The following is a 25,269-nucleotide window of genomic DNA, read 5'->3' on the forward strand; positions in this document are numbered from 1 at the left end:
GGGCGCCTGGTGGCGCGCCCAGGTCGAAGAGGGAATCACCGCTGACGGCGAATATGGGCCCCAGACGCGAGACGCTCTCGCCTGGCACGTCGGCTCGACCACCGGATCAGGTCAGCCTCTGTTCCTGCTGAGGCGCAGAGTCAGGCTCAGCCGAGGGCCGAAGCCTTCTGCACTGCCTCGTCCCAGGCCTTGTCGGCGTCCTGCGACTTCGTGACGTCGACACGGTTGAGCGCGTTGGTGACCTCGTCACGGATGGCGAAGTAGTTCCCACCCTTGAAGGGGGCGCTGTCGATCGTCTGGGCACGGGTGGAGAAGATCTCGCCCACCGGTGCGTCGTTGAAGAACGGGTTGGTGGCGGACTGGACGGCCTCCGAGTCCTGCGCCTCGAGCTGCGACGGGAAGGTGCCCGCCGACTCGAAGAACCTGGTCTGCTGCTCAGGAGCGGTGAGCCATGCGGCCAGCTCCTTCGCCGCCTCGGTGTTCGCGCCCGAGGCGGGGACGGTCAGGAACGAGCCGCCCCAGTTGCCGCCGCCACCGGGGAAGACGTTGGCGACGTCCCAGCCCTCGACACCGCCGGCGCGCTCCTCGATCGCACCGGTCATCCAGCCGGGGCAGATCATCGTGGCGAAGGCGTTCTTCTGGAATCCTGCGTCCCAGTCACCCTCCCACTGCACGAGACCGGCCGACAGCCCGTCCTCGACGGTGCCCGTGATCTCGTCGTAGATGTCCTTGACCTCGGTGTTGTCCGCCAGGTCCTTGGGCTCGCCCGTCTCCGGGTCCTCGAAGGCGGCCGGGAGCTGGTTGACCATGCCCTGGAAGGTGCCGCCCACGCTGTCGTACCAGGCCGCGTCGGACTTCTTCACGAACTCGCGGCCCGCGGCGAAGTAGTCCTCCCACGTCGCGTCCTCGCCACCGAGCAGCTCGGCGACCTCTTCGCGGTCGGTCGGCAGGCCGGCCTTCTCGAACAGGTCGGAGCGGTAGCAGATGGCCTCGGGGCCGATGTCGGTGCCGTAGCCGATGACCTTGCCCTCGGGCGTCGTGGCCTGCTGGACCTTCCAGTCCACCCAGCGGCCGTCGAGCTCAGGGTCCGCGAGGTCCGTGAACAGGTCGGGGTACTGCGTGAGCTCCGGAAGCCAGTCGACCTCGATGGCCTCGATGTCCGCCAGCCCTTCGCCACCGGCGGCGAGCTTGGTGGTCAGGTTGTTGCGAGCGTCGTCGCTCGTGGCCGCCGTGACGTGCTCGACGGTGACGTTCGGGTGCTCCTTCGTGTACTCGGCGAGCACCTCGTCGGTGTAGCCGAAGTCGTTGAAGGTCGCGACCTTGAGCGTGACGGGGCCGTCGTCGGCGGATCCGCCTTCGGGCTCCTCGGACCCACCGCAGGCGGTGAGGGCGAGGGCGACGACGGCGGCACCGGCGGTCGCCTGGAGGGTGCGCGCGGCGGCGCGCCGGGTGGGTCGGGTACTGCTCAGCACTGGGGACTCCCTTGTCGTGCGGTCTGGGGCTTGCGGTAGTGCTCGTTGCGGTCGCGTGACGTGCGGGCACGTCTGCGTACCGGCGCTGGAAGCGCTCCCACAAGTAGGTGTGGTAGCGCTCCCACGGGCACTGATCGTCGCGCCGTCCACCGGGCCGTGTCAAGACTGGTAGCGGGCGAAGACTGTCTGTCTCACTCCTGGACCCGGAAGTCCCCGACGGTCTGCACTGCCTGGTTCCAGGCGATCTCCGGACCGCTGCTACCGGTATCGACCGCGGTCAGAGCGTTGTTCACCTCGTCGCGGATCGCGAAGTAGTACGGGCCCTTGTACGGGGCATCGTCGATGGACTGCGCCCGGGCCGTGAAGATCTTGCCCACCGGGGCGTTGTTGAAGAACTTGTTGGTGTAGCCCTGGACGGTCTCGGAACCCTGCGCCTCGATCTGCGACGGGAACGCACCGGCGGCCGTGAAGGCCTGCGTCTGCTGCTCGGGCGCGGTGAGCCATGCGGCGAGCTCCTTCGCCTCCTTGGTGTACGCGCCCGCGGACGGCACCGCCAGGAACGAGCCGCCCCAGTTGCCGCCGCCGCCGGGGAAGACGTTGGCGACGTCCCAGCCCTGCACACCTGCGGAGTAGGACTCGATCGGGCCCATCATCCAGCCAGGGCACAGCATGGTCGCGAAGGTGTTCTGCTGGAAGCCCGCCGCCCACTCGGGTGACCACTGCACGAGGCCGGCCGATAGTCCGTCGTCGATCGCCGCGGTGATCTGGTCGTAGACCGAGCGGACCTCGTTGTTGGTCGAGAGGTCGGTGGGCAGCTGCGTCGCCGGGTCCTCGAACGCGGCGGGAAGCTGGTTGACCATGCCCTGGAACGTGCCGGTGGCGCCGTCGAACCAGGCGACGTCGGACTGCCCGGCGAACTGGCGGCCGACCTCGAAGTAGCGCTCCCAGGTAGCGTCCTTGCCGCCGAGCAGGTTGGCGACCTCTTCGCGGTCTGTCGGCAGGCCGGCCTCCTCGAACAGGTCCGCGCGATAGCAGATGGCCTCGGGGCCGATGTCGGTCCCGTAGCCGAGGAGCTTGCCGTCCGGCGTGGTGGCCTGGGCCACCTTCCAGTCCACCCAGCGCTTGGTGACGGCGGGGTCGGTCAGGTCCTCGAAGAGCTCGGAGTGCTGCATCAGCTCCGGCATCCAGTCGACCTCGGCAGCCACGATGTCCGCGAGCTCGGCGCCGTCACCAGTGGTGAACGCCTTGAGCATCTGCAGACGTGCCTCGTCCGACGTGGGGGCCACGATGTGCTCGACCGTGACGTTCGGGTGCTCCTTCGTGTACTGCGCGAGCAGCTCGTCGGTGTACCCGAAGTTGTTGAACGTCGACACGGTGAGGGTGATCGGTGCGTCCTCGTCGCCTCCGTCGCCCGCCGGGCTCTGCCCCAGGAGCGAGCCGCAGGCGGTGAGGGGCAGGACGAAGGCCGTGAGCGCGGCGAGGGCCACACGTCGGGGGGCGACGGTCCGGCTTCGGACCGGTCCGTTTTTGCTGGGCACTGGGACTCCTCGTGATCGTGACTCGTGTGTGTCGGGGCTTGAAAGCGATATCAGAGCACAAAGCTGCCCACATCCGACACGAATGTTCGCTCAGGTTCTAGCACTCGCCGCCCGAAAAGGGCAGGGGTTGAAGCCATACTGCAGCATTGGGGTGTTCGCGATGGCGGGCTGCGCCACGACCGGATGCGGCTTGGCAAGGGGAGCGGGACGGCTCAGGCCGGGCCCGTGCGCTTGCCGGCGAGCCAGTCACGGCCGGCCTCCGCCTCGGTCTCGAGGGTCGTGCGCACTGCGCTGACCGCGGCCTCCTCGATCACCGAGCCGAAGAGCGGCACCGTCGCCCGCACGTCGCCCGCATAGACGAGACGTGTCCCGCCGTCGGGCAGCGCGGTGAGGGTCGCCGTCGCGGTGACCCGAACCGGCGCGCCCATGATCTCGACGGCCACGGTGCCGGTGCGCCGGCCCTCGGAAGCCGCCTCCCAGGCCTCGGCCTGACGGATCTCGAGGTGGGCGCCCACGAACGGGCGTGCCTGCACGGGGATGATGTCGGTCGGCAGGGTGCGACGTACCACCACGGTGAAGCCGGTTTCCGCCGTGCCCGTGACGTCGGCCTGCTCGACCACACCGTTCACGGATCCGGTGGAACGCTGGGCACGCCATCGCACGAACGACTCGTCGGCGAGCATCGTGGAGACGTCGTCGATGTCCGCGGGGAACGTCAGGTCCACTGTCAGGTGCACGGGCTTTTCCTCCTCGCGACGACGGGGCATGCCGGTGGTGGAACTCTAACCCGACACGTTGCGTGTGTTCGATACGCACCGGTGACCCCGCGGCCGGAGGTGCGCACGACGCCCGCAACGGGCTGCGCACGACGCCCGCAACGGGCTGCGCACGGTTCCGGCATAGGCTGGGCGCGTGTCCGCGATGAGTGACCTGATCCTTGAGCATGCCGATCTCGAGCCCGCCGACGTCGAGTGGCTGCATCTGCTGGTCGGCGACTGGCAGGTGGTCTCGGACCTGGCGTTCGCGGACCTGGTGCTGTGGCTGCCTACCGACGACGGGCGGTTCGTCGCGATCGCACAGTGCCGTCCTTCGACGGGCGCGACCGTGCACTATGACGACATCGTCGGCTCGTTCGCGCCGGAGGGGCAGCGACCGCAGCTCGCGAAGGCGATGGCCGAGGCCAAGGCGCAGCGGGCCAGGGAGCCGCGCTGGTTCGGCGCGTACGCGGTGCGCGAGGAGGCGGTCCCCGTAGTCCACAAGGACACGGCGATCGCGGTGATCGCTCGGCAGACCAACCTGGGCTCGGGCCGCACGCCGTCGCGCCTCGAGCTGAACTACGTCGAGGCCGCCGACGACCTCGTGGCGATGATCCCGCGGGGCGAGTTCCCGCTGCCGAACGCGGCGACCGGGTCGCGGCGCGGTGCGCCCCGCGTCGGTGACGGCCTGATCCGCCTCAACTCCGAGGGCGAGGTGCTGTACGCGAGCCCGAACGCCCTGTCGTGCTTCCACCGGCTCGGTGTCATCGGCCCGCTCGTGGGGCAGTCGCTCGTCGAGGTCACCGCCGACATGGTCGAGCAGCTGAAGCCCGTCGACGAGTCGCTGCCGCTCGTCGTGATGGGCCGCGCGCCGTGGCGCACGGACATCGAGGCGCACGGGGTGTCGCTGTCGCTGCGCGCGATGCCGCTGACGGACCGTGGCCAGCGCATCGGCGCCGTGCTGCTGTGCCGTGACGTGTCCGAGCTGCGGCGGCGCGAGCGGGAGCTCATCACCAAGGACGCGACGATCCGAGAGATCCACCACCGGGTCAAGAACAACCTGCAGACGGTGTCGGCGCTGCTCCGGCTCCAGGCCCGGCGGATGGACGTGCCGGCCGCGAAGGAGGCGCTCGAGGAGGCCATGCGGCGCGTCTCGACCATCGCCCTGGTGCACGAGAGCCTCTCGCAGACCCTGGACGAGCAGGTCGAGCTCGACGACATGGTGGGCCGGGCGCTGCGGCTCACCGCCGACGTCGCCTCGGCCGGGACCTCGGTCCGTACGGTGCGTACCGGTTCGTTCGGCATGGTGCCCGCGCAGGACGCGACGCCACTCGCGCTGGTGCTCACGGAGCTGGTCACCAACGCGGTGGAGCACGGGTTCGTCGGCCGCACGGTGGGCACCATCAACATCGGCGTGGAGCGAGAGAACTCGGCCCTGCGGGTCGTCGTGGCCGACGACGGCGTCGGGCTGCCGCAGAACGGCGGCGAGGGCGGGCGAGGCCCTGGCAGCGGCCTGGGCACCCAGATCGTGCGCACGCTGGTCACCAACGAGCTCGGGGGCACCATCGAATGGTCGACCCGCGAGGGCGGCGGCACACAGGTGGAACTGCAGCTCGTACTGCGCGTGGCCGATTCGTCGCGGTCGTGAGCCGGGCGTCCTGAGCGCCGGACCGTGGCATCCGGGTGGCGGCATCCGGACGCGCGCCATTCGAACGTGCGGCATTTTGGGCATGCGACATTCGGCGCGCAGTTCAGCGCACCTTGGTACAGCTGAAAAGAAATGACGCGAGCCGCGCCCGAGCGAAGGGGGAGTGCTCAGGCGCGGCTCGCGGAGAAGCGTGGTGCGGAGGTCAGCCCGCGCGACGAGCGCGTGCGGTGCGACGCTTGAGCGCGCGGCGCTCGTCCTCGCTCATACCGCCCCAGACGCCGGCGTCCTGGCCGGACTCGATAGCCCACTTGAGGCAGGTATCGACGACGTCGCAGCGGCGGCACACGGCCTTGGCCTCCTCGATCTGCAGCAGGGCGGGGCCCGTGTTACCGATCGGGAAAAACAGTTCGGGGTCCTCTTCGAGGCATGCTGCGCGGTGGCGCCAGTCCATGGTCACGTACTCCTTGGAAGGAACTACCCGCCGTCCGGCTCGCCAAGTGGGAGCATCGTCGTCGTGCGTCTGGGGCGCACAGGTCTGGTTGTGGATCGGATTCCGATCCCTGTGCGCCAGGCGACAACCGACGGGGGTTTGTTCGGGGTGTGGTGGCTTGCTGCGTCTAGGTTCACACGCTCGTGAACGCTCGCACAAGGGGTTACGGCGAAGTTTCTTCGTCGTGAACCCTGAGGTATCCGTCACACTATTGTGAATAAGCCGCTCACCAGTATCCTAGTCCGTCATGCCAGTACTGAAAGCCTTTTTCGCGCGTCGTGTCCCGGTGTTTCTTCGTGCCCTCGTGATCGGCGTCCTCATCGAGGTGATCGGCCTCGTTGCTTTCGCCGTGGTGTTACTTGGTGAACTCCTTACTGGCGGTTCCTCCTCACTAGGGGTGAGCCTCTTTCTGGTTTTCTTCCTCCTGGGTGTTGCCTGGGTTCTCGTTGTGTCCTGCCGGGCCCTTCTTGCGGGACGTCGTTCAGGCCGTGGACCCGTCGTGACCTGGCAGCTCTTTCAGATCGTCGGATCGGTCGCGGCGATCGGCAGCGGCACCGGGGTCTCGGTCCCGGGTGGATGGGCGGCCCTCACGATTGCCGTGGTAGTAGGCGGTCTGCTCATGACGCCCTCCGTCGTGGAAGCGACGTCGGCGACCGGCTCCGAGGACTGATCCGGGGCTCCAGCACCTGGCAGAGCACGGGTTCGCCCCGGCCGCACCAGGCCGCGCGGCCCGGTGGGCCACCCGATCCGGCGAGCGCCACGGGTGCCCCGAGCACCACGTCGGCCGCGCGGTCCGTGCCGAGCAGCACCAGCCGCGGCCCTACCCGCGCCGCGAGACCGCCCACCGACGGCCCGTCGGTGGCGAGCGCGAACGCCACCGTTGACCGCATCGCCGCTGGTGGCAGGGTGCCGCGCACGTCCTCTGCCGCGTCGACGAGCACCAGCGTGCGGTGCGGACCGGTGTGGGCGTCCGCGCCGGCGAGTGCTGCGTCGGCGAGCACGCCGGCGACAGCCGCTGCGTCGTCCGGGCGGACGGTCCCTCCGTAACCGGGGAAGTGCTCGAGGGCCGCGAGCGAGCGGGGGTCGCGTGCGATCCCTCGTACTGCCCAGCCCTGCCGCAGCGCGGCGATCGCGAGGGCGACCAGCGCCGTGGTTCGTCCGGAGCGTGCCCGTCCGACGACCGCCAGATGGCCGTCGCCGGGGTCCCACGTGACCGTCGTACGACGTTGCCGGTCCGGGTCGTCGCCGAGGGCGAGGACCAGCCCCGTCCGGTCGCGCCGGGTCGCCGGTGGCAGGTCCGAGGCGGTGGCCCGGCGGGGGAGCTGCGGCAGCCACGGCGGGGCGCCCGGGACGTGGCCCAGCTCGTCCGCGGCGCGGCGGGCCGCGTCGACCACGAGCGCTGCGGGATCCGGCCGCGCGGTGTCCAGCCGCGCGGTGTCCGGCATACCGCTCGGGGGCGTGTCCGGTGTGTCGCCGGGAGCCGCTGGCCAGGTCGGGGCGCGGCGGACCAGGGGGAGCTCCGCATCGGGTGGTGCGGTGACGTGTGCGCACTGCAGGGTCACGGGTGGTGCGGATCCCAGGCGCAGCACCGCCCGGCCCGGTGCCGCGACCGGGATGTGCGCCGCGGCGGGATCGTCGACCACGTCCCGTGACTCGAGGGGATCGGTGACGCGGAGGGCGATCCGTGCACTGACGTTGGCACGGAGGTCCGGCCCGACGGCCCCACCCGGTCGCTGCGTCGCGAGCACCAGGTGCACACCGAGCGACCGCCCCTGTGCCGCGACGCGCAGCAGGCCCGGCAGGAACGCGGGCAGGTCGTCGGCCAGTGCGCGGAACTCGTCGATCACCACGACCAGACGGAGCAGCACGCCGGGCGGCAGGGCGGCGACGTCCGGCACCCCGTGGGCCGCGAGGACGCGCTCACGGCGGCGCAGCTCCGCCCGCAGCCCGGAGAGTGCCCGCGCCGCGAGCCCTGGCTCGAGGTCGGTGACCTGACCGACGACGTGCGGCAGTCCCGAGCATGCGCCGAGGCTCGCTCCGCCCTTGAAGTCGACCAGCACGAGGGCCAGGTCGGCAGGCGAGCGGGTCAGGGCGAGCCCGAGCACGAGTGTCTGGAGCAGCTCCGACTTGCCCGAACCGGTAGTGCCGGCGACGAGCAGGTGCGGCCCGTCACGGACCAGGTCGAGGCGGACGGGGGCGCCGTCGGTGCCTGTGCCGAGTGGCACTGCCCAGCCGTCCGCACTGCCCCAGAGCGCTACGAGGGCCCGTGGTCCGGGCACCTCGGCAAGGCCGTGGGCCTTGGTCAGGGGCACGACGGCGGGCAGCCGGGCGTCTTCCGGGTGTCCGGCGGGCGCCGTGCGGCCGAGCCGGGCGGCGCCGGCGAGGAGGCGGGCCAGGTCGTCGGCCCACTCGGTGGTGACGCCGACGAGCGGCACGGTGCGGGCTGTTCCGTCGGGTCCGGTGATCCGGACGCGGCGGGCGTCGAGCACGTGTGCCACGGCACGGCAGCCGGGCGGTACGGCTCCGACGGACACCACGAGACGGTCGCCGGGGCCGACAACAGGGCCGACAACGGGGCCGGGGGTCGGCGCGGTAGCGCCGTCGTCGTCCAGGACGAGGACGAGCGGCCCGCCCTGGGGGAGCCAGCGGGCCCAGGACCAGCCACGAGTGCCGGGGCCGACCCGTACCTCGGCTCCCCGTGCGGCACGGTCGGCGACGAGCGCGCGGGCGACGGAGCGGGCCAGCTCGCGGGGTCCGAGCACGGCGACGGCGCCGTCGTGCAGCAGCCCCTCCCAGGGGTCGTCGGGCGGCGGGGGCAGGAGGCGTACGGGCGTTGCGGGGGAAGGGCCCGGGACGCCCGGCGCGCGTGCCGTGGCGTGGGCGGCCAGAGCGGCAGCCCAGGCGCCCGGCGACACGTGGTGCGCGGCGTGCGCGAAGGCCAGGAGGCGGGCCGGCCCAGGCAGCTCCTGCGACCGGTCTCGCGGCACGCCGTCGGTCATCGCCCGCTGCCGGGAGGCGCGGAGCTGCGGGAGCCCCACAACCAGGCCTACCAGCGCAAACACCGCCAGAAGCGGTTGGCGCAGCGCTATCGCGAGGCTCAGCGAAGCTGCCGCGGGGAGCAGCGTGAGCGTCCAGTGCACGCCGCTGTGCGCGGGCGTGGGTCGGGGCGCGAGCCACGCCGCCGGGCCGCGCGTCCTGCGGACCGCGAGGCGCCCGCCCCGCCGCATACGGGCCCAGGCACGAAGCGCGGCCAGGGGTCCGGTGACTCCGACCACCGTCCCGGCGTCGGGCCCGGTCACGCGGGTGACGAGCCAGGGCTGGGCCGCGGCGGACCGGAGATCGGGACCCGGTGCCGGCCCGACCCCGCGCGGGCCCGGCCGCCGCACCCCGAGGACCGCACCGGGCAGAAGGGGGCGCTCGCCGACCACCTGATCGTCGGTCAGGGGTTGGCCGTCGACGGCAAACCTCGCGTACCGCAGCTCCGGTCGCCTGACGAGCGTCGCGAGGGGCGCGCGCAGCTCGGCCAGGCGGGTGCCGGGGCGTAGGAGGAGGTCCTCGCCAGGGTGCAGGGTCACGCGCACGGCGTCGTCGGACGACGGGGGTCGGGTCATGGACCCCAGCCTCGCCGTCCACGTGTCCGGATCGGGGCGGTTGCAGGGATTCCTGTGCACGATCCCGGTTTCCACAGGTTCGCCGTAGCGCTCGCTACGGCACAACCCCTGGGTGACAGCCCTTAGCGGGGGTCGAGCGGATGTACGACCAGGGGATGACACGGTCCGGGAAGGATCAGGCCGACGCCCGATGCCCAGACCGGTCCCGGCTCCGTAGGTTCGTATCTGCCGGCCGTACCGGGGTCAGACCCGGGAAGGCCGGACCACTTCCGGGCAGCGAGCAGGGGACCTCCCCGCACACGCATCGCCCGGTGCGAGCCGCCACCGGCAGCCGTCCGCAGCACGACCCGCCCGCAGCACCAGAAGTAATGACGACTCGAGGAGAAAACTCGTGGACACCACCGTGTACGCCCCGGCGGACCAGCCGGCCCCCGCGCCGGGCAGCGCCGCCCGCGCCGTACGGGCCCGGAGCCTGACCAAGACCTATGGCAAGGGCGAGGCCACCGTGCGGGCCCTGGACGGTGTCGACGTGGACTTCGAGCAGGGCCGGTTCACGGCGATCATGGGCCCCTCGGGTTCGGGGAAGTCGACGCTGATGCACCTGCTGGCGGGTCTGGACTCCGCGACCAGTGGTCAGGCGTTCCTGGGTGACACGGAGATCACGGGCCTGAACGACAAGGCCCTGACGAGGCTGCGCCGGGACCGGGTCGGGTTCGTGTTCCAGCAGTTCAACCTGCTGCCGATGTTCACGGCGGAGCAGAACATCACGCTGCCGGTCGAGCTGGCGGGCGGGAGCGTGGACCGGGCCTGGTTCGAGACCCTGGTGGAGACCCTGGGCCTGAAGGGCCGCCTGACGCACCGCCCGGGTGAGCTCTCTGGTGGGCAGCAGCAGCGTGTCGCGATCGCGCGTGCCCTGATCGCGCAGCCGGATGTGGTGTTCGCTGACGAGCCCACCGGGAACCTGGACTCGCGTTCCGGGGCCGAGGTGCTGTCGTTCTTGCGTCGTTCGGTGCGGGAGCTGGGTCGCACGATCATCATGGTCACCCACGACCCGTCCGCGGCCGCGTATGCGGACCGGGCGGTTCTGATCGCGGACGGCCGGATCGCGGGCGATATCAGCGACCCCACGCCTGATTCCGCGATGGCGGGCCTGGACGCGCTGCGCACCCTCGAACCAGCCGTGACCACCCGTACGGGCGGCACGACCAGCGCGGCAGGTGCCTGATGGCCGGCTCCATGCCCGCAACCCGCCTCACCCTGGGGCAGATGCGTCGTAGCGCGGGCCGGCTGGCGTCGGCAGGTGTCGCCATCGCCATCGGTACCGCCTTCGTCGCCGCCACGCTGCTGGCAGGCAACATCATCACCAGCGCCACGTACGCCCAGGTCTCGGCGACCCTTGCCGACTCCGACCTCGTGGTCTTCGACGACGCCCGGTCCCTGACCGAGGCCGACGTCGAGGCCGTCCGGGGAGTCGAGGGCGTCGCCGCCGCCGACGCGCAGGAAACGTTCTACACGGAGCTCAACCACGGCGGGAAGTCGATCTTCCAGAACGTGGTCGGCGGGGCGTCCGACCCGCGGCTCACGCCGCTCGAGGTGTCCGAGGGCGAGTGGCCAACGGCCGGCGACGAGATCGCGCTGCCCGAGGACGTCGCCGAACGGCTCGGCGTCGGCCTCGGTGACGCCGTCTCGTCCTCCCGCTGGGTCGCGGACACCGAGCCCACGAAGCTCGAGGACGGTTCCGAGACCTACGAGGGTCACGAACTCGTCGACAAGCTGACGGTGGTCGGCCTCGTGGAGGACCCGTACGACGCCTACAGCGCCATGGGCGGCGCCGCCGTCGTGAGCGCACCCACGCTCACGCAGTGGCTCGACGACGAGTCGGGGCCGGCCATGCAGTCGACGGGGATGGCGTCGGCCATCGGCACGATAGTCGTCGCGCTCGACGACCCTGCCGCCGTCGAATCGGTGCGTGCCGCCCTCGCGGCCGCCGTCCCCACGGCCACGGACGTCACCACCACCGACGAGCATGCCGAGCAGCTGGTGGCCGGCATGTCCGGTGGTCAGGACCTGGTCTTCCTCGTCTTCGTCCTGACGTTCGCCGCCGTGGCGCTCGTCGTGGCCGGCCTCGTCATCGCGAACACCTTCCAGGTGCTCGTCGCACAGCGGTCCCGCACCCTGGCGCTGCTGCGCTGCGTCGGCGCCGGCACCGGTCAGCTCTACCGGAGCGTCCTCCTGGAAGCTGCGATCCTCGGCACGCTCGCCTCCCTCGTGGGCATCGTCGTGGGTACCGCGCTGGTTCAGGCCGGTCTCATGGTCGCTCCGGCCTTCGATCTCGGCGTGCCGCTCCCCGAGACGGTCGACCTCAGCGCACCAGTGTTCATCGCCCCGCTCGCGGTCGGCATCCTCGTCACGCTCGCCGCCGCCCTCGCTCCGGCGCGTGCTGCCTCGCGAGTGGCACCCCTGGCCGCACTCCGGCCCACCGACGCCCCGAGCCTGGGCAAGGGCACCGGACGGGCCCGTGCGGTGCTCGCGACGATCATGACGGTCGGCGGCTTCGCCTCGCTGGCCCTCGGGGTCGTGCTGGGCCTGCAGGGACGCATAGATGTCGGACTGCTCGCCGCCGTCGGCGGCGGGTCCGTCTCCCTGATCGGCGTGATCGTCGGCGCGGTGTTCTGGCTGCCGAAGGTCGCCGCGGGCATCGGCAGGCTCGTGGGCGCGGCGGGACCGTCGGCCCGGCTCGCGGCGGCGAACACGCTCCGCAACCCGCGCCGGACTGCGGCGACGGCCACCGCGCTGCTCATCGGCGTGACCCTCGTCGGCATGATGACGACGGGTGCCGCGAGCGCACGCACCACCCTGGACAACGAGCTCGACGCCCAGTTCCCTGTCGACGTCGACGTCGCGAGCACCATCTACGACGGCGACCAGATGGCCGCCGTGTCCGGTGCGGTCGTCGACGTGGTCGACGGCGTCGACGGGCTGCGGTCCACCGCGGCGGTCACCGAAGCGTCGGTCTCCACCGCAGGCGAGGAGCAGTGGATCCCTGCGCTCGCAGCGGCACCGGACGAGCTGCGCGACGTCGTCAACACGCCGGAGGACTTCGACGCCCTGCAGCCCGGGACGCTCCTCGTCCCGGACGGGGTGGCCAAGAACTACGGGCTCGAGGGCAAGGACGAGATCGAGCTCACCGGCCCGGGCGGGACGACGACCCTCGACATCGTCTCCGTGGACGCCCAGTACACGTACGCGTTCCTCGTACCGCAGGACCTCGCGGCAGTCCTCCCGGACCTCGAACCCAACCGGGTATGGGCGGGCATCGCCGAGGGAGAGGACCCCGCCGCCACGGTCGCCGCCGTGCAGGACGCGGTGGCCACCACCGACGAGGTGGTGGAGGTGACCGGCGCGGTGGTCCAGCGGCAGAGCTACCAGCAGGTGATCGACGTGATCCTCGGCATCGTGGTGGGGCTGCTGGCAGTGGCGGTGGTGATCGCCCTGATCGGCGTCGCCAACACCCTGTCGCTGTCCGTCATCGAGCGCACCCGGGAGAACGCAATGCTCCGGGCGATCGGGCTCTCGAAGGCACAGCTGCGGACCATGCTCGCCATCGAGGGGATGCTCATCGCCGGTGTGGGGGCAGTGCTGGGTGTCGTGCTCGGCGTCCTGTACGGCTGGGCCGGCGCCACCACCGCGCTCTCCTCCATGGGTGACGTGCCGCTCGTGATCCCGTGGGCCGACGTCGCGATGGTGCTCGGCGTGGCCCTCGTGGCCGGGCTGCTCGCCTCCGTCGTGCCGGCGCGGGCCGCCGTCCGCACCCATCCGGTGGCGGCGCTCGCGGCGGAGTAGTCCCAGCAGAGGTATCGGTCAGCACGCGGCAGCCCGAACGAAGACTCGAGGGAGAGATCTCGTGGACACCATCGTGCACGTCCCGAGGAGCCGGCAGGGCTCCGCGTGCTGACCACCGACCCCACCACGCGCCTTGCCCTGGGGCAGCTGCGCCGCGGCGTCCGCCGGCTCGCCGCGGCAGGCGTCGCCATAGTCATCAGCACCGCGTTCGTGGCCGCGACGCTGCAGGCCGGAACCATCGTCACCCGCACGACGTACGACCAGGTGGCCGCGCAGTACGCCTCCGCCGACCTCGTGGTCTTCGACCGCGACGGCACGATGACCTCCGCCGATACGGAGGCGGCACGGGACGTCGAGGGAGTGGCCGCGGCCGACGGGTTCCGCGGTGCGTACGCCGAGCTCAGCCACGGCGGCCGGACGGTCCACCAGTCGCTCGTCGCCAATCCTTCCGACCCGCGGCTGTCGCCCCTGGTCCTGGCCGACGGCGCCTGGGCCGACCGCCCCGTCCGGGCCGACCGCCCCGACCAGATAGTGCTCCCCGTGGACGCCGCGAAGCTCTTCGGCGTCTCCGTGGGCGACACCATCACGTCGACGCGCTGCCTGCGGGGCGGCGACCCCGCCGCCGACAAGAACGGCGCCGAGTGCTACGGCGGCCAGGAGGTCGCCGAGCAGCTGACGGTGTCGGGCCTCGTCGACGATCCGCTCGGCACCTACGCGGCGGGCGGCGGCGTGGCGGTCATCACCGCCGAGGCGCTGGAGAAGCGGATCGCCGACGAGGCGGGCGCCGCCGGGCCGCCCGGCATGAGGACGCTGGTCGTCGCGCTGGACCGGCCCGGCGACGCGGCAGCCCTGGAGGAGGCGGAAGACGCCCTCGCCGCGGCCGTCCCGTCCGCCACCGAGGTCACCACGCCCCAGGAGCGCGCGGAGGACGTCGTCGCGGCTATCTCCGGCGGCCAGAACATCGTCTACCTCGTGTTCGCCCTCGCCCTCGCCGCCGTCTCCCTCGTGGTCGCGGGGCTCGTCATCACGAACACGCTCCAGGTCCTCGTCGCGCGGCGGTCGCGCGACCTCGCGCTCCTGCGCTGCGTGGGCGCGAGCACCGGACAGATCTACCGTGGCGTCCTGCTCGAGGCCGCGCTCCTCGGCACGCTCGCCTCGGTCGCGGGCGTCGCCGTCGGGTCCCTGCTCGTGCAGGTGGGGCTCATGGTCGCGCCGGGCTTCGACCTCGGCGTCGCGCTGCCGACGACCATCACCCCGAGCGCTCCCGCCCTCCTGCTACCCGTCGCGGTCGGCCTGCTGGTGACCCTTGCCGCCGCGCTCGCCCCGGCCCGGGCCGCGTCCCTCGTCGCCCCTCTCGCCGCGATGCGCCCCGCCGCCGCACCCGAACCGTGCGGGCCCGCTCGTGGCAGGGCGGTGCTCGCCGTGCTCGCCACCGTCGGCGGGCTCGCGCTCCTGGCCGGGGGCGTGGCCCTCGGGATGTCCGGCAGCATCGACGTCGGACTGTTCGCGACGGTCCTCGGCGGCTCCCTGTCGCTGGTCGGCGTCATCGTCGGATCCGTCTTCTGGCTGCCCCGCGTCGCCGCCGCGTTCGGCCGGGTAGTGGGCGCCGGAGGACCGGCGGCCCGGCTGGCGTCGGCCAACACCCTGCGCAACCCCCGCCGGACGGCGGCGACGTCCACCGCGCTGCTCATCGGCGTCACCCTGGTCTCGATGATGACTACCGGTGCCGCGAGCGCCAGGGTCGCGATGGACGACGAGCTCGACACCCGCTTTCCCGTCGACCTCCAGATCACCAGCACCACGTACGACCGGACCGGTACCGCGGTGGCGGTTCCCGCGACGGTGCTCGACGCCCTGCACGGCGTCGCCGGGCTGCGTGCCGTCGCCGAGGTGACCAACGTGTGCGGCGAACGGGCGGACGGCGGCCGGCCCGTGCAGCTCGCCGCCGTCGACCCCGAGGCGCTGCGGTCCGTCGCGAACACGCCCGCGGACGCCGACCGGCTGCGGCCCGGCACCGTCGTCGTCCCGGAGAAGGCGGCCGAGCTGTACGGCCTGGAAGGCGCCGAGACCCTCGAGCTCACCGGACCGGGCGGGACGGCGACGCTCGACGTCGTGCACAGCGACTCCCAGGCGGACAGGGCCTACCTGACGCCAGCGGACCTCGCGGCCTTCGACCCGGGCCAGGCCGCCGGCGAGGTGTGGGCAAGGGTCGACGACGGCAGCGACGCCGCGGGGATCGTCACCGCCGTGCAGAAGGCGGTCTCCACCACGGGGGAGACCGTCGGCGTCGCCGGCATAGTCGTCGAGCGGTCCGCCTACCTGAAGATCATCGACACGATCCTCGCGATAGTGGTGGGGCTGCTCTCCGTCGCCGTGGTCATCGCCCTCGTCGGTGTCGCCAACACGCTGTCGCTGTCCGTCATGGACCGCACCCGCGAGAACGCCGTGCTCCGGGCCATCGGGCTCTCGAAGGCACAGCTCCGGGCCACGCTCGCCGTCGAGGGCATGGTCATCGCGGCAGTGGGTGCGGTGCTCGGGGTGGTGCTCGGCCTCCTGTACGGCTGGGCGGGCGCCACTACTGCGCTGTCCGCCCTCGGCAGGGTGCCGCTGGTCGTCCCGTGGACCGAGATCCTGGTGGTCCTCGGCGTCGCCCTGGTCGCAGGGCTGGTCGCCTCGGTGGTGCCGGCCCGGGCGGCCGTCCGCACCCACCCGCTGGCGGCGCTCGCGGCGGTGTGAGGGGCGCGTCGGATCAGGAGCCGGGGCGGACCAGGCCCGTCTCGTAGGCGGTGACCACCGCCTGTACGCGGTCGCGGGCGTCGAGCTTCGACAGGATGCGCCCCACGTGCGTCTTGACCGTCGCCTCGGCGACGAACAGGTCGGACGCGATCTCCGTGTTGGACCGCCCCCGGGCCATGAGCACGAGCACCTCGCGCTCGCGGGCCGTCAGGGCGGCCAGGGCCTCCTGCGGGCCCGCCGCCTCCTCCGGCGGCAGCGCCGTGACCAGGCGCTCCATGAGCCGCCGGGTGGACGACGGCGCGATCACCGCGTCCCCCTGGTGCACCGTCCGGATCGCCGTGAGCAGCTCCTCCGGCTGCGCGTCCTTGAGCAGGAAGCCGCTGGCCCCGGCCCGGATGGCGTCGAGCACGTACTCGTCCAGGTCGAACGTGGTCAGCACGATCACGCGGGGGTCGCCCGCCGCGGCGGCGGCGCCGTCGGCCAGGAGGAGGCGGGTGGCGGACAGGCCGTCCATCCCGGGCATGCGCACGTCCATCAGCACGACGTCGGTCGCCGTGGTCGCCAGCCGGTACAGCGCGTCGCGCCCGTCGTCGGCCTCCACGACCACCTGCAGGTCGGGCTGGGAGTCGATGACCATGCGCAGGCCCGCGCGGACCAGTGGCTGGTCGTCGACGAGCGCGACCCGCACGGGCCGGGCGGGTGGGTCGGGGGCGTAGGTCATCGTGCTCCTCGGGTGTCGTCCTGTGTGCCGTTCTGGTTCGCGCGCTCGGCACGCGGGATGGGGATGACGAACCGCACCGAGAACCCGCCGCCCCGGCGCGGTCCGGCGGAGAGCGTGCCGCCGAACATCTCGGCACGCTCGCGCATCCCGAGCAGGCCGTACCCGGCGGTGGGCGGCGGCTCGTCGGGGCCGGGGGAGCCGTCGGCAGCCAGACCGCGGCCGTCGTCGTCCACCCGCAGCTCCACCTCGTCCTCGCCCCAGCGCACCAGGACGGTGACGGCGGGTCGTGGGCCCGCGTGCTTGCGCACGTTGGTGAGCGACTCCTGGCACACCCGGAACAGGGTGAGCCCCACACCGGGCGGCAGGCGTCGCTCGATGCCCACCCGGGCGAACGAGACCCGCAGGCCGTCGTCGCGAGCCTGGTCGACCAGGCCCGCGATGTCACCGGTATCGGGCTGGGGCTGCAAGGGGGCAGCGCCGCCCGACGACGGTGTCGCCGCGGGCAGGGCGCCTCCCGGCCCGCCGGGGCCGCTCCCTGTGCCCTGAGGTGCCGTGCCGGCGGGCGTGCCGGTGCCCGGCGCGCGCCCGGGAGTGTCCGTGGCCGGCGCCATGAGGCCCAGCGGTGTGGTGGCGCTGGGCTGGTCCTGCCGCAGCACCCCGAGCAGCCGCCGCATGTCGGCCAGGGCGGCTCGGCCCGTCTCGGCGATGGTGCCGAGGGAGCGCGCGGCGGCGGCAGGGTCGGCGGCCGCGGCGTACCGCCCGCCGTCGGCCTGCGCGATGATCACCGACAGGGAGTGGGCGACGATGTCGTGCATCTCGCGGGCGATGCGCGACCGCTCGGCGGCCGTGGCGATCTGGGCCTGCTGGTCCCGCTCGATCTCGAGGCGCTCGGCGCGGTCACGCATCGCGGTGATCATCGCCCGCCGCGAACGGCGCACCAGGCCGAACGCGAACGAGCAGCCGAGCAGGGCCAGGCACAGGACGATCATCGGTATGACGGACAGCGGCGAACTGGCGCCGTTGTAGAGCCACAGCGAGGCACCGACGGTGATCGACCCGACCACTGCCATCCCGCAGGCCATCCGGTACGCCCAGCGCGGTCCGTACACCGTCACGCAGTACATCGACACGAGCACCGCCAGGTCGGCCGGGAGCAGCAGCGGGGTGCCCAGGACCGTGATCTGCAGCATGCACACCACGAACACCGCTGTGCACGAGGCCACGGGCCGGGTACGGCACCAGGGGAGCGGCGCGAGCACGGCGGCCGAGAGGAGCGCGGCCTGGCCGCCCCCGAGGCTGAACGTGCTGGGGGACGCCGCGGCGAGCGTCAGTGCGAGCAGCGCAGCCAGCAGCGTCCAGGAGAGGTCGACGAGGAACCGGTAACGCTCCGCCCACTCTGCCCACCGCTCGTACCAACCCATGCAGGTCAGAGTAGGTCGAACCGTTGCGGTGGCGCGTCATACCGTGGTAGCACTTGCGCCATGCCGCGCTCTGCCGAAAGGATTCGGTAGTACGGCCGTCCCGTGTGTGCCCGGGTAGCGCCAGAGCGTCGGTTATGCCCTACGATGGCGAAATGACTCACGTACTCCTAGCCGAGGACGACCCGGCCATTGCCGAGCCGTTGGCACGAGCGCTCTCCCGTGAGGGATACGACGTCGTCGTGCAAGGAACCGGCAAAGGTGCGATCGAGAGCTCGACCGGTGCGGACATCGTAGTTCTGGACCTGGGCCTTCCGGACATGGACGGGCTCGATGTCGCGCGCGAGATCAGGGCCAATGGCCTCACCGTGCCCGTGCTGGTGCTCACCGCCCGTGCCGACGAGGTAGACCTCGTCGTGGGCCTTGACGCCGGTGCCGACGACTACGTCACCAAGCCCTTCCGGCTTGCCGAGCTGCTGGCGCGGGTGCGGGCTCTCCTGCGCCGCTCGCACGGCGAGACCGGCGAGGAGGAAGAGCTGCACGCGCAGGACGTCCGCGTCGACGTCTCCGCGCACCGTGCCTTCCAGGGTGACCGCGAGCTGCACCTGACCACCAAGGAGTTCGACCTGCTGCGCGTCCTCGTGCAGAACGCCGGCTCCGTGGTCGTCCGGGACACGCTCATGCGCGACGTCTGGGGCTCGGACCCGGTCGGCTCGACCAAGACACTGGACATGCACGTCTCCTGGCTGCGCCGCAAGCTCGGCGACGACGCCAACGCACCGCGCTACGTCTCGACCGTGCGCGGTCTCGGTTTCCGCTTCGAGATCGGGGCGAGCTAGCCAGATGCGCGCCCGCGTGCTGCAGGCGACGATCGCCGCGGTTGCGGTCGCCGTCCTGCTCCTGGGTATCCCGCTCGCGATCTTCGGTGCCCGGTACATCTACGGCCAGGAAGTTCAGCGGGTAGAGACCCGGGTGCAGGACCTCCTGTCCTCTTCTGTCAACTCCTACGAACGCAACCGTTCGGCCGCGGACACCGGCTTCGTCGACCAGTCGGTCCTCGACCGGGCCGTGCAGCCGCAGGACACGGACATCGTCGCCTACGTGACGGTGAACCAGCCCGACGGGAAGCAGCTGGTCGCGGGCGAACCCGTCGCCGGTGCCACCATCGAGCTGGGTTCCATCTCCGATGCGCAACCGGTGATGGGTGTGCTGGTCTCCGTCTCGGCCTGGCCGGCGTACATCAAGGCGATCAACGTCGTGGTGCTCGTCGTGTTCGGCAGCGTGGGTGCGTTCGCCGCGGGCGCCGTCACGGCCGCCTGGCAGGCGAACCGGCTCGCGCAACCCTTCGTGTACCTGGCGGCCTCGGCCGAACAGCTCGGCGCGGGACAGGTGCGGCCACGGCTGGACCCGTCCGGCGTGGAGGAGATCGACCTGGTCGCGGCCGAGCTGGCGCGAAGCTCCGACCGCCTCGCGGCGCGGCTCGCCGTGGAGAGACAGTTCACGTCGGACGCCTCCCACCAGCTTCGCACGCCGCTCACGGCGCTCACCATGCGCCTGGAGGAGATCACGTTCACCTCCACCGAGCCGGACGTGCAGGAGGAAGCCCGGATCTCGCTCGAGCAGGTGGAGCGGCTGGTCGGTGTGGTCGACGATCTCCTCTCCCGCTCGCGGCGCGCCCAGGGTGGCACCACGGAGTCCGTCGACGTCCGCGTCGTCTTCCTCCAGCAGGAGGAGGAGTGGCGCGAGTCGTTCGAACGGGCCGGCCGGCACCTGAACGTCGAGGACTCCGGCGGCGCCCGCGTCCTGGCCACCCCCGGTGCGCTCGCCCAGGTGCTGTCCACGCTGCTGGAGAACTCGCTCAAGCACGGCGACGGCACCACCACCCTGCGGATCCGTGAGGGTCAGCGGGGCGCCATGGCGATCGAGGTCACGGACGAGGGCGCCGGCGTGCCCGAGGACATGCAGGGCAAGATCTTCGAGCGCGGTGTCACGCTGGGCGCCGGGACGGGCCTCGGGCTCGCGCTGGCCAAGGACCTGGTCGCCGCCGACGGCGGAAATCTTCAGCTCACCCAGCGCACCCCGCCGGTGTTCTCGGTGTTCCTGTCGGGGGTGCCCAAGACGCTCGACCCGCACCAGGTGCTGCCGGTGGGGTCGAAGATCTCCAGCTTCGGCCAGAAGAAGGGCCGCGGCCGCCGGTAGGCTTCACTCACGTGAGCGCAACACTCGATTCCCTCCCTGCCGACCGGCCCTCATCCTCTGGTGAGCCGTCCGGCGCCGCCCCGTCCCCCGCAGGACCACCAGTCGTAGCGGTGGTCGGGGGCGGGCAGCTGGCCCGGATGATGGCGCCGGCCGCCGGCGAGCTGGGCATCCACCTGCGGGTCCTGGTGGAGGAGCCCGGGTCGTCCGCGGCGCAGGTCGTGACGGACACACCGGTGGGCGCGGCCTCGGACGAGGCGGCGATCCGTTCGCTCATCGCGCCGGCCGACGGCGCGGCGGCGTCGGTGCTGACGTTCGAGCACGAGCACGTGCCGAATGACCTGCTCACCGACCTCATCGAGCACGGGACGCCCGTGCGCCCCGGCCCGCATGCGCTGGTGCAGGCGCAGGACAAGATAGTGATGCGGCAACGGCTCACGGAGCTCGGCGTGCCGTGCCCGCGGTGGGCCCCGCTCCCGGCGTCGTCGCCCGAAGAGGGGCGGGCAGCCCTTGCCGCCTTCCTGACGGAGGTGCGCGGCCAGGCAGTCGTCAAGACCTCTCGCGGCGGTTACGACGGCAAGGGGGTCCGCGTGGTCTCGTCCCCGGACGACGTCGCCGACTGGTTCGCCGCGGTGGCCGACGGCGGCCCGCCCCTGCTGGTCGAGGAGAAGGTCCCGTTCGTGCGCGAGCTGGCCGCGCTGGTGGCCCGGCGGCCGTCCGGCGAGGTGCGGGCGTGGCCCGTCGTCGAGTCCGTGCAGCGCGACGGCGTGTGCTCCGAGGTGATCGCCCCGGCGCCCGGCCTGTCCGCGGAGCTCGACGCCCGTGCGCGCGAGATCGCGACGACGGTCGCCGAGGGGCTTGACGTGACCGGCGTGCTGGCGGTCGAGATGTTCGAGGTCACCGGTGGGCCTGACGGAACGCCGACGGTCCTGGTCAACGAGCTCGCCATGCGCCCGCACAACAGCGGCCACTGGACCATCGACGGCGCCGTGACCAGCCAGTTCGAGCAGCACCTGCGCGCAGTCCTGGACCTGCCGCTGGGCGCGACCGAGCCGGTCGCGGCGTGGACGGTCATGGCGAACGTGCTCGGCTCGACGCTGGACGAGCTCACGGACGCGCTGCCGGAGCTGCTCGCGGCCTTCCCGGAGGCGCGCGTGAACCTGTACGGCAAGGGCATCCGGCCGGGCCGGAAGCTCGGCCACGTGAACGTGAGCGGTGACGACCTGGACGAGGTCCGGCGTCGGGCGATCGCGGCGGCCGCACTGCTGCGCGGCGACAACACCGAGGAAGAGGCGAACGCATGAGCACCACTCCGCAGATCGGCATACAGGTCGGCATAGTGATGGGGTCGGACTCCGACTGGCCGGTCATGGAGGCAGCCGCCGAGGCGCTGCGCGAGTTCGACGTGCCGGTAGAGGTCGACGTCGTCTCCGCGCACCGCATGCCCACCGAGATGATCGACTACGGGCGGCAGGCCGCGGGCCGCGGGCTGCGCGTGATCATCGCAGGCGCGGGCGGCGCCGCACACCTGCCGGGCATGCTCGCGTCGGTGACGCCGCTGCCCGTGATCGGGGTGCCGGTACCGCTGAAGTACCTGGACGGCATGGACTCGCTGCTGTCGATAGTGCAGATGCCCGCGGGCGTGCCCGTCGCGACGGTGTCGATCGGCGGGGCGCGCAACGCGGGCCTGCTCGCGGCGCGCATCCTCGCCTCGGGAACCGGCGACGCGGCGGCGGCCCTGCGGGAGCGCATGGAGGCGTTCCAGGTCGAGCTGAGCGAGGTCGCGCACGCCAAGGGCGCCAAGCTCCGCGCCCAGCTCCGCGCCCAGCTCTGACCCGATCCGCCGAGGTAGTCATGCAGCGAGGTAGTCACCCAGCGCAAACTGGATGACTACCTCGCTGTATGACTACTTCGCCAAGTGACTACTTCGGCATGCCGCCGACCTCTTGGCCTGCCTCGTATTCGCCGTCGCGGATCTTGGCCCAGAACTCGGGGGTCTGGTTCTCGTCGAGCAGCACCGCCGAGGCACCGGAGGGGGTGCGGAAGCCGATCGACGCGATCGGCGGGGTGCCGGTCACGCCGTCGTCGCCGTTCGCGCTCCGGAACGCGAGTCCCATCATGGCGATGTCGATGATGCCCGAGTCGGTGTCGGTCACGAGGGCCGAGAGCCCGGCGTCGGCGAGCCCGACCTGTGTGGCCGGGTTGAGCAGGACGGCCGGGTCCGCGACCTTCTTGCCGATCTGGGCGATGACCTGCTGCTGGCGCTGCCCACGGCCGATATCGCCCGTCGGGTCGGCGTACCGCATCCGCGAGAACGCGAGTGCCGTCTTCCCGTCCGCGACGTGGCAGCCGGCCTTCCACTTGAGCTTCGACTTCACGTCGTGCACGTCGTAGTCCAGGCAGAGCCGCACGCCACCGACGGCGTCCACGACCCCCTCGACACCGCCGAAGCCGACCTCGACATAGTGGTCCACGGTGAGCCCGCTGAGCGTCTCGACCGCCTTGACCAGCATCGGCGCGCCGCCGTAGGAGTACGCGGCGTTGATCTTGTTGCTACCCGAGCCGTCGGGCATCACCGCGTAGGTGTCGCGCGGGATCGAGATGAGCGCGACCGGCCCCGACGAGGGCTTGTGCAGCAGCATGATCGTGTCGGTGCGCGCACCCGAGGTGGAGTCGTTGATGCCCCCGCTGCCGCGGGCGTCGGAGCCGGCGAGCAGGTACGTCGTCCCCGGGGTGTTCGACGCCCCGGAGAGGGCCTCGACGTGCTGGATCTTGCCGTTGGCCCAGATCAGGAGCCCGACCGGCCAGGCGATGATCGCGAGCAGCACCACCACCGCGATGACGCCGGCCACGCGGCCCTTGCGGATGCGGATGTTGCTGCCACCGCGCCCGCCACGTCCGCCGGAGGCGAGAGTGCCGCCGGGGTAGCCACTACCACCACGACCGCCGCCGGCCGGGGGACGCGGCGCGCTGCGCACCGGCGTCGGACGCACGGGGCCCGCGCTCGCCCGGACCGGGCGGCCCGGCGGGATCGCCTGCGGTGGCTGGCCACCGGCGCGCGGCGCCGAACGCGGCGGGATGGAGCGTGGCGCCCCGCCCGACTCGTTGCGCGCCGGCATCCCCGACCTCCGTGGTGGGACGGGCGGGGGATTGTTGCGTGGGCCGGACACCGGTACCTCCCGAGAAGACTGTCTGCGTATGCGTGGTTCGCTGCGGGCCCCGTCGGAGGAGCCTTCCGGCCGTCCGATACGGTGCGCGCCGCCGACGCCGGGAACCCCGACACCTGGCGTCTCCGCATTAGCGAGCCCGCCCTGCTCAGGGCTCGACGCCACGCCCGGAAGAGTACGCGGTCTCTCACCGGTGTCACCCACCGGGATGGCATCGTCGGCACCCGGCCGCCCGCTCACGCCCTGCGGCGTGAAGCTGGGTGGTATCCGGACGCGCGTCACGTCGTCGTCGGCACCCGGGGCCGATCGGTTCGACGTTCTGGGATCTGACATGGCTAGCCGCAGACCTTGGTGGTGTCGGCGCCGGTGAAAGCTTCCTCACCGGCCTGCTTGATCTCTGGCGAATCGGGAGAGGGCGAGTCGGAAGTGGGCCCGGAAGTACCTTCTGCGCCGTCCTTGGTCCCGGCCTTCGTCCCCGCGTGCCCCGTCCCGGACTCCGCGCTCTCACCGTCGCCCGAGGCGGACGGCGACGCGTCGGCCGACGGTGCGTCCGGGTCGAAGTCGAGAGGCCTGTCGTGCTTGACGTTGTCCCACAGCTGTACGGCCTCGTCGGTCCAGATCACGTTCGCCGTCTGCACCGGGTCGTACTCGTTGGGGACAGTCATGAAGGTGATCGTGTCAGGCCGTACGTTGCGCATGGAGTAAGCCAACCCGGCGAGTCCGTCGATGCTGGCGAGCTCCTCGTTCATGGTGAGCGATTGGGTCACCGCCTTGAGGAAATTGAGCGACTTGGCGGGGTTCGTCAGGACCTCCTGGCTCAGCACCTTCCGGGAGAGCGAGGCCATGACCTCCTGCTGCCTGCCGATACGGCCCAGGTCGGTGCCGTCGCCCAGCCCGTCGCCCTTGCGGGCCCGGGCGTAGTCGAGGGCCTTGACGCCCTTGAGGGTGTGCGCACCCGCATCGAGCGACAGGTGGTTCGCGTCCTCGGAGTAGATCGGCTCCTCGACGCAGACCTCGACACCGCCGACGGCGTCGACCATGGACGAGAACCCGGCGAAGTCGACGACGATGAAGCCGTCCATGAAGACGCCGGTGAGCTTCTCGACGGTCTTGACCGTGCACAGGGCGCCGTCGGCGACGGTCCCGCCGGCCTGCACACCCTGGGAGAACGCGGCGTTGAACTTGGTGCCGAAGAGCTCGGGCGTCGTCGTGCCGTCCTCCGTGGTGCAGCTCGGGACGTCCACTGTCGAGTCGCGGGGGATCGAGATCATCTCGATCCGCGACCGGTCGCCCGAGATGTGCATGACCACAGTGGTGTCCGACCGGGCGCCGGCGTCCTCACCGCCTGCCAGGTCGCGGTTGTCCCCGCCGCGTGAGTCGCTGCCCATGATCACTATGTTCATCGGGGTACCCGCATTCGGATCCTTCGGCAGCACTATCTTGGGCCGGTCAGGTCCGAGGACCGTCATCTGGGCGGTCTCGATGTTCCCCGTCAGCTGGGTCACTGCCGCCACCCCGCCCACCGTCGCGAGCGATACCGCTGCGACGAGCACCATCGCCACCGTCCGGGCCGCGCTGCTCATCCCGCTCAGCGTGCGCGCATGCGCCGGCCCAGTGGCTGGACTCGTCGCATCTGCGGCGCTGAAGTCAGGGAACGTCACGGCCTCAGATCCT

Annotated in this window: 18 protein-coding genes; 9 read left to right on the forward strand and 9 right to left on the reverse strand. The window is 71.9% G+C overall.

Going from position 1 to position 25,269, the window contains the following annotated elements; all coding sequences use genetic code 11:
- Positions 1-146: 146 nt before the first annotated feature.
- From AB0F70_RS14155 to AB0F70_RS14165, 3 genes are all read right to left on the reverse strand, one after another.
- On the reverse strand, positions 147-1,472 hold the full coding sequence (locus AB0F70_RS14155; protein ID WP_357448973.1) for an extracellular solute-binding protein: 1,326 nt from the start codon (positions 1,470-1,472) through the stop codon (positions 147-149).
- Between the two features lie 191 nt (positions 1,473-1,663).
- On the reverse strand, positions 1,664-3,010 hold the full coding sequence (locus AB0F70_RS14160) for an extracellular solute-binding protein (RefSeq protein ID WP_357448975.1): 1,347 nt from the start codon (positions 3,008-3,010) through the stop codon (positions 1,664-1,666).
- Positions 3,011-3,222: 212 nt separating this feature from the next.
- Entirely contained in the window at positions 3,223-3,747 is a 525-nt protein-coding gene (locus tag AB0F70_RS14165; RefSeq protein ID WP_357448977.1) for a DUF2505 domain-containing protein, read from the reverse strand.
- Positions 3,748-3,931: 184 nt separating this feature from the next.
- On the opposite strand from AB0F70_RS14165, the gene AB0F70_RS14170 reads away from it, so the two are divergent.
- Complete coding sequence (locus AB0F70_RS14170) at positions 3,932-5,413, forward strand: histidine kinase N-terminal domain-containing protein (RefSeq protein WP_357449208.1); 1,482 nt, start codon at positions 3,932-3,934, stop codon at positions 5,411-5,413.
- 202 nt (positions 5,414-5,615) lie between these two features.
- Here the strand turns inward: AB0F70_RS14170 and AB0F70_RS14175 are convergent, their stop codons facing one another.
- Positions 5,616-5,864: a WhiB family transcriptional regulator gene (locus AB0F70_RS14175; protein ID WP_026365970.1), complete on the reverse strand. Its 249-nt coding sequence runs from the start codon at positions 5,862-5,864 to the stop codon at positions 5,616-5,618.
- Between the two features lie 286 nt (positions 5,865-6,150).
- Between AB0F70_RS14175 and AB0F70_RS14180 the strand changes: the two genes are divergently transcribed.
- Complete coding sequence (locus AB0F70_RS14180; protein WP_357448980.1) at positions 6,151-6,573, forward strand: hypothetical protein; 423 nt, start codon at positions 6,151-6,153, stop codon at positions 6,571-6,573.
- On the opposite strand, the gene AB0F70_RS14185 is transcribed toward AB0F70_RS14180, so the two are convergent.
- Positions 6,521-9,514, reverse strand: a complete 2,994-nt coding sequence (locus AB0F70_RS14185; protein WP_357448982.1) for an FtsK/SpoIIIE domain-containing protein — start codon at positions 9,512-9,514, stop codon at positions 6,521-6,523. The two genes, AB0F70_RS14180 and AB0F70_RS14185, sit on opposite strands and share 53 nt — an antisense overlap.
- 391 nt (positions 9,515-9,905) lie before the next feature.
- On the opposite strand from AB0F70_RS14185, the gene AB0F70_RS14190 reads away from it, so the two are divergent.
- The 3 genes from AB0F70_RS14190 to AB0F70_RS14200 all read left to right on the forward strand — a co-directional run bounded on the left by AB0F70_RS14190 (position 9,906) and on the right by AB0F70_RS14200 (position 16,093).
- Positions 9,906-10,739 (forward strand): ABC transporter ATP-binding protein, encoded by an 834-nt coding sequence (locus AB0F70_RS14190; RefSeq protein WP_357448984.1) that lies wholly within the window; start codon positions 9,906-9,908, stop codon positions 10,737-10,739.
- 11 nt (positions 10,740-10,750) lie between these two features.
- The gene (locus tag AB0F70_RS14195) at positions 10,751-13,357 is read left to right on the forward strand and encodes an FtsX-like permease family protein (RefSeq protein ID WP_357448986.1); all 2,607 of its coding nucleotides are present in this window, start codon (positions 10,751-10,753) and stop codon (positions 13,355-13,357) included.
- Between the two features lie 105 nt (positions 13,358-13,462).
- Complete coding sequence (locus tag AB0F70_RS14200) at positions 13,463-16,093, forward strand: FtsX-like permease family protein (RefSeq protein ID WP_357448988.1); 2,631 nt, start codon at positions 13,463-13,465, stop codon at positions 16,091-16,093.
- Positions 16,094-16,106: 13 nt separating this feature from the next.
- Here AB0F70_RS14200 and AB0F70_RS14205 read toward each other — a convergent pair whose 3' ends face one another.
- Together AB0F70_RS14205 and AB0F70_RS14210 are read right to left on the reverse strand one after the other, a co-directional pair.
- Positions 16,107-16,814, reverse strand: coding sequence for a response regulator transcription factor (locus tag AB0F70_RS14205; protein WP_357448990.1), 708 nt, complete (start codon positions 16,812-16,814; stop codon positions 16,107-16,109).
- Positions 16,811-18,235 (reverse strand): histidine kinase, encoded by a 1,425-nt coding sequence (locus AB0F70_RS14210; RefSeq protein WP_357448992.1) that lies wholly within the window; start codon positions 18,233-18,235, stop codon positions 16,811-16,813. Before AB0F70_RS14210 ends, AB0F70_RS14205 begins: the two co-directional genes overlap by 4 nt.
- Positions 18,236-18,387: 152 nt before the next feature.
- Here AB0F70_RS14210 and AB0F70_RS14215 point away from each other — a divergent pair, with 152 nt between their 5' ends.
- From AB0F70_RS14215 to purE, 4 genes are read left to right on the forward strand one after another with little or no spacing between them, the layout of a single operon-like run.
- On the forward strand, positions 18,388-19,071 hold the full coding sequence (locus tag AB0F70_RS14215; protein ID WP_026366105.1) for a response regulator transcription factor: 684 nt from the start codon (positions 18,388-18,390) through the stop codon (positions 19,069-19,071).
- 4 nt (positions 19,072-19,075) lie between these two features.
- A complete protein-coding gene (locus AB0F70_RS14220; RefSeq protein WP_357448995.1) occupies positions 19,076-20,431 on the forward strand; it encodes a HAMP domain-containing sensor histidine kinase in 1,356 nt (451 codons plus the stop codon).
- Between the two features lie 11 nt (positions 20,432-20,442).
- Complete coding sequence (locus AB0F70_RS14225; RefSeq protein ID WP_357448997.1) at positions 20,443-21,732, forward strand: 5-(carboxyamino)imidazole ribonucleotide synthase; 1,290 nt, start codon at positions 20,443-20,445, stop codon at positions 21,730-21,732.
- Entirely contained in the window at positions 21,729-22,262 is a 534-nt protein-coding gene (purE, locus tag AB0F70_RS14230) for a 5-(carboxyamino)imidazole ribonucleotide mutase (protein ID WP_357448999.1), read from the forward strand. The genes AB0F70_RS14225 and purE overlap by 4 nt, the downstream gene beginning before the upstream one ends.
- Positions 22,263-22,350: 88 nt before the next feature.
- On the opposite strand, the gene AB0F70_RS14235 is transcribed toward purE, so the two are convergent.
- Both AB0F70_RS14235 and AB0F70_RS14240 read right to left on the reverse strand, forming a co-directional pair.
- Complete coding sequence (locus AB0F70_RS14235; RefSeq protein WP_357449001.1) at positions 22,351-23,547, reverse strand: LCP family protein; 1,197 nt, start codon at positions 23,545-23,547, stop codon at positions 22,351-22,353.
- Between the two features lie 383 nt (positions 23,548-23,930).
- Positions 23,931-25,178, reverse strand: a complete 1,248-nt coding sequence (locus tag AB0F70_RS14240) for an LCP family protein (protein WP_357449003.1) — start codon at positions 25,176-25,178, stop codon at positions 23,931-23,933.
- Between the last annotated feature and the right edge of the window lie 91 nt (positions 25,179-25,269).

The sequence above is a fragment of the Promicromonospora sp. NPDC023805 genome (genome assembly GCF_040639635.1).
Lineage (GTDB): Bacteria > Actinomycetota > Actinomycetes > Actinomycetales > Cellulomonadaceae > Promicromonospora.

Coding starts and splice junctions, on each gene's coding strand:
- AB0F70_RS14215 (WP_026366105.1), top strand. CDS start 18,388: ATGACTCACGTACTCCTAGCCGAGGACGACCCGGCCATTGCCGAGCCG.
- AB0F70_RS14220 (WP_357448995.1), top strand. CDS start 19,076: ATGCGCGCCCGCGTGCTGCAGGCGACGATCGCCGCGGTTGCGGTCGCC.
- AB0F70_RS14235 (WP_357449001.1), bottom strand. CDS start 23,547: ATGCCGGCGCGCAACGAGTCGGGCGGGGCGCCACGCTCCATCCCGCCG.
- AB0F70_RS14210 (WP_357448992.1), bottom strand. CDS start 18,235: ATGGGTTGGTACGAGCGGTGGGCAGAGTGGGCGGAGCGTTACCGGTTC.
- AB0F70_RS14175 (WP_026365970.1), bottom strand. CDS start 5,864: ATGGACTGGCGCCACCGCGCAGCATGCCTCGAAGAGGACCCCGAACTG.
- purE (WP_357448999.1), top strand. CDS start 21,729: ATGAGCACCACTCCGCAGATCGGCATACAGGTCGGCATAGTGATGGGG.
- AB0F70_RS14185 (WP_357448982.1), bottom strand. CDS start 9,514: ATGACCCGACCCCCGTCGTCCGACGACGCCGTGCGCGTGACCCTGCAC.
- AB0F70_RS14240 (WP_357449003.1), bottom strand. CDS start 25,178: ATGAGCAGCGCGGCCCGGACGGTGGCGATGGTGCTCGTCGCAGCGGTA.
- AB0F70_RS14180 (WP_357448980.1), top strand. CDS start 6,151: ATGCCAGTACTGAAAGCCTTTTTCGCGCGTCGTGTCCCGGTGTTTCTT.
- AB0F70_RS14195 (WP_357448986.1), top strand. CDS start 10,751: ATGCCCGCAACCCGCCTCACCCTGGGGCAGATGCGTCGTAGCGCGGGC.
- AB0F70_RS14170 (WP_357449208.1), top strand. CDS start 3,932: ATGAGTGACCTGATCCTTGAGCATGCCGATCTCGAGCCCGCCGACGTC.
- AB0F70_RS14205 (WP_357448990.1), bottom strand. CDS start 16,814: ATGACCTACGCCCCCGACCCACCCGCCCGGCCCGTGCGGGTCGCGCTC.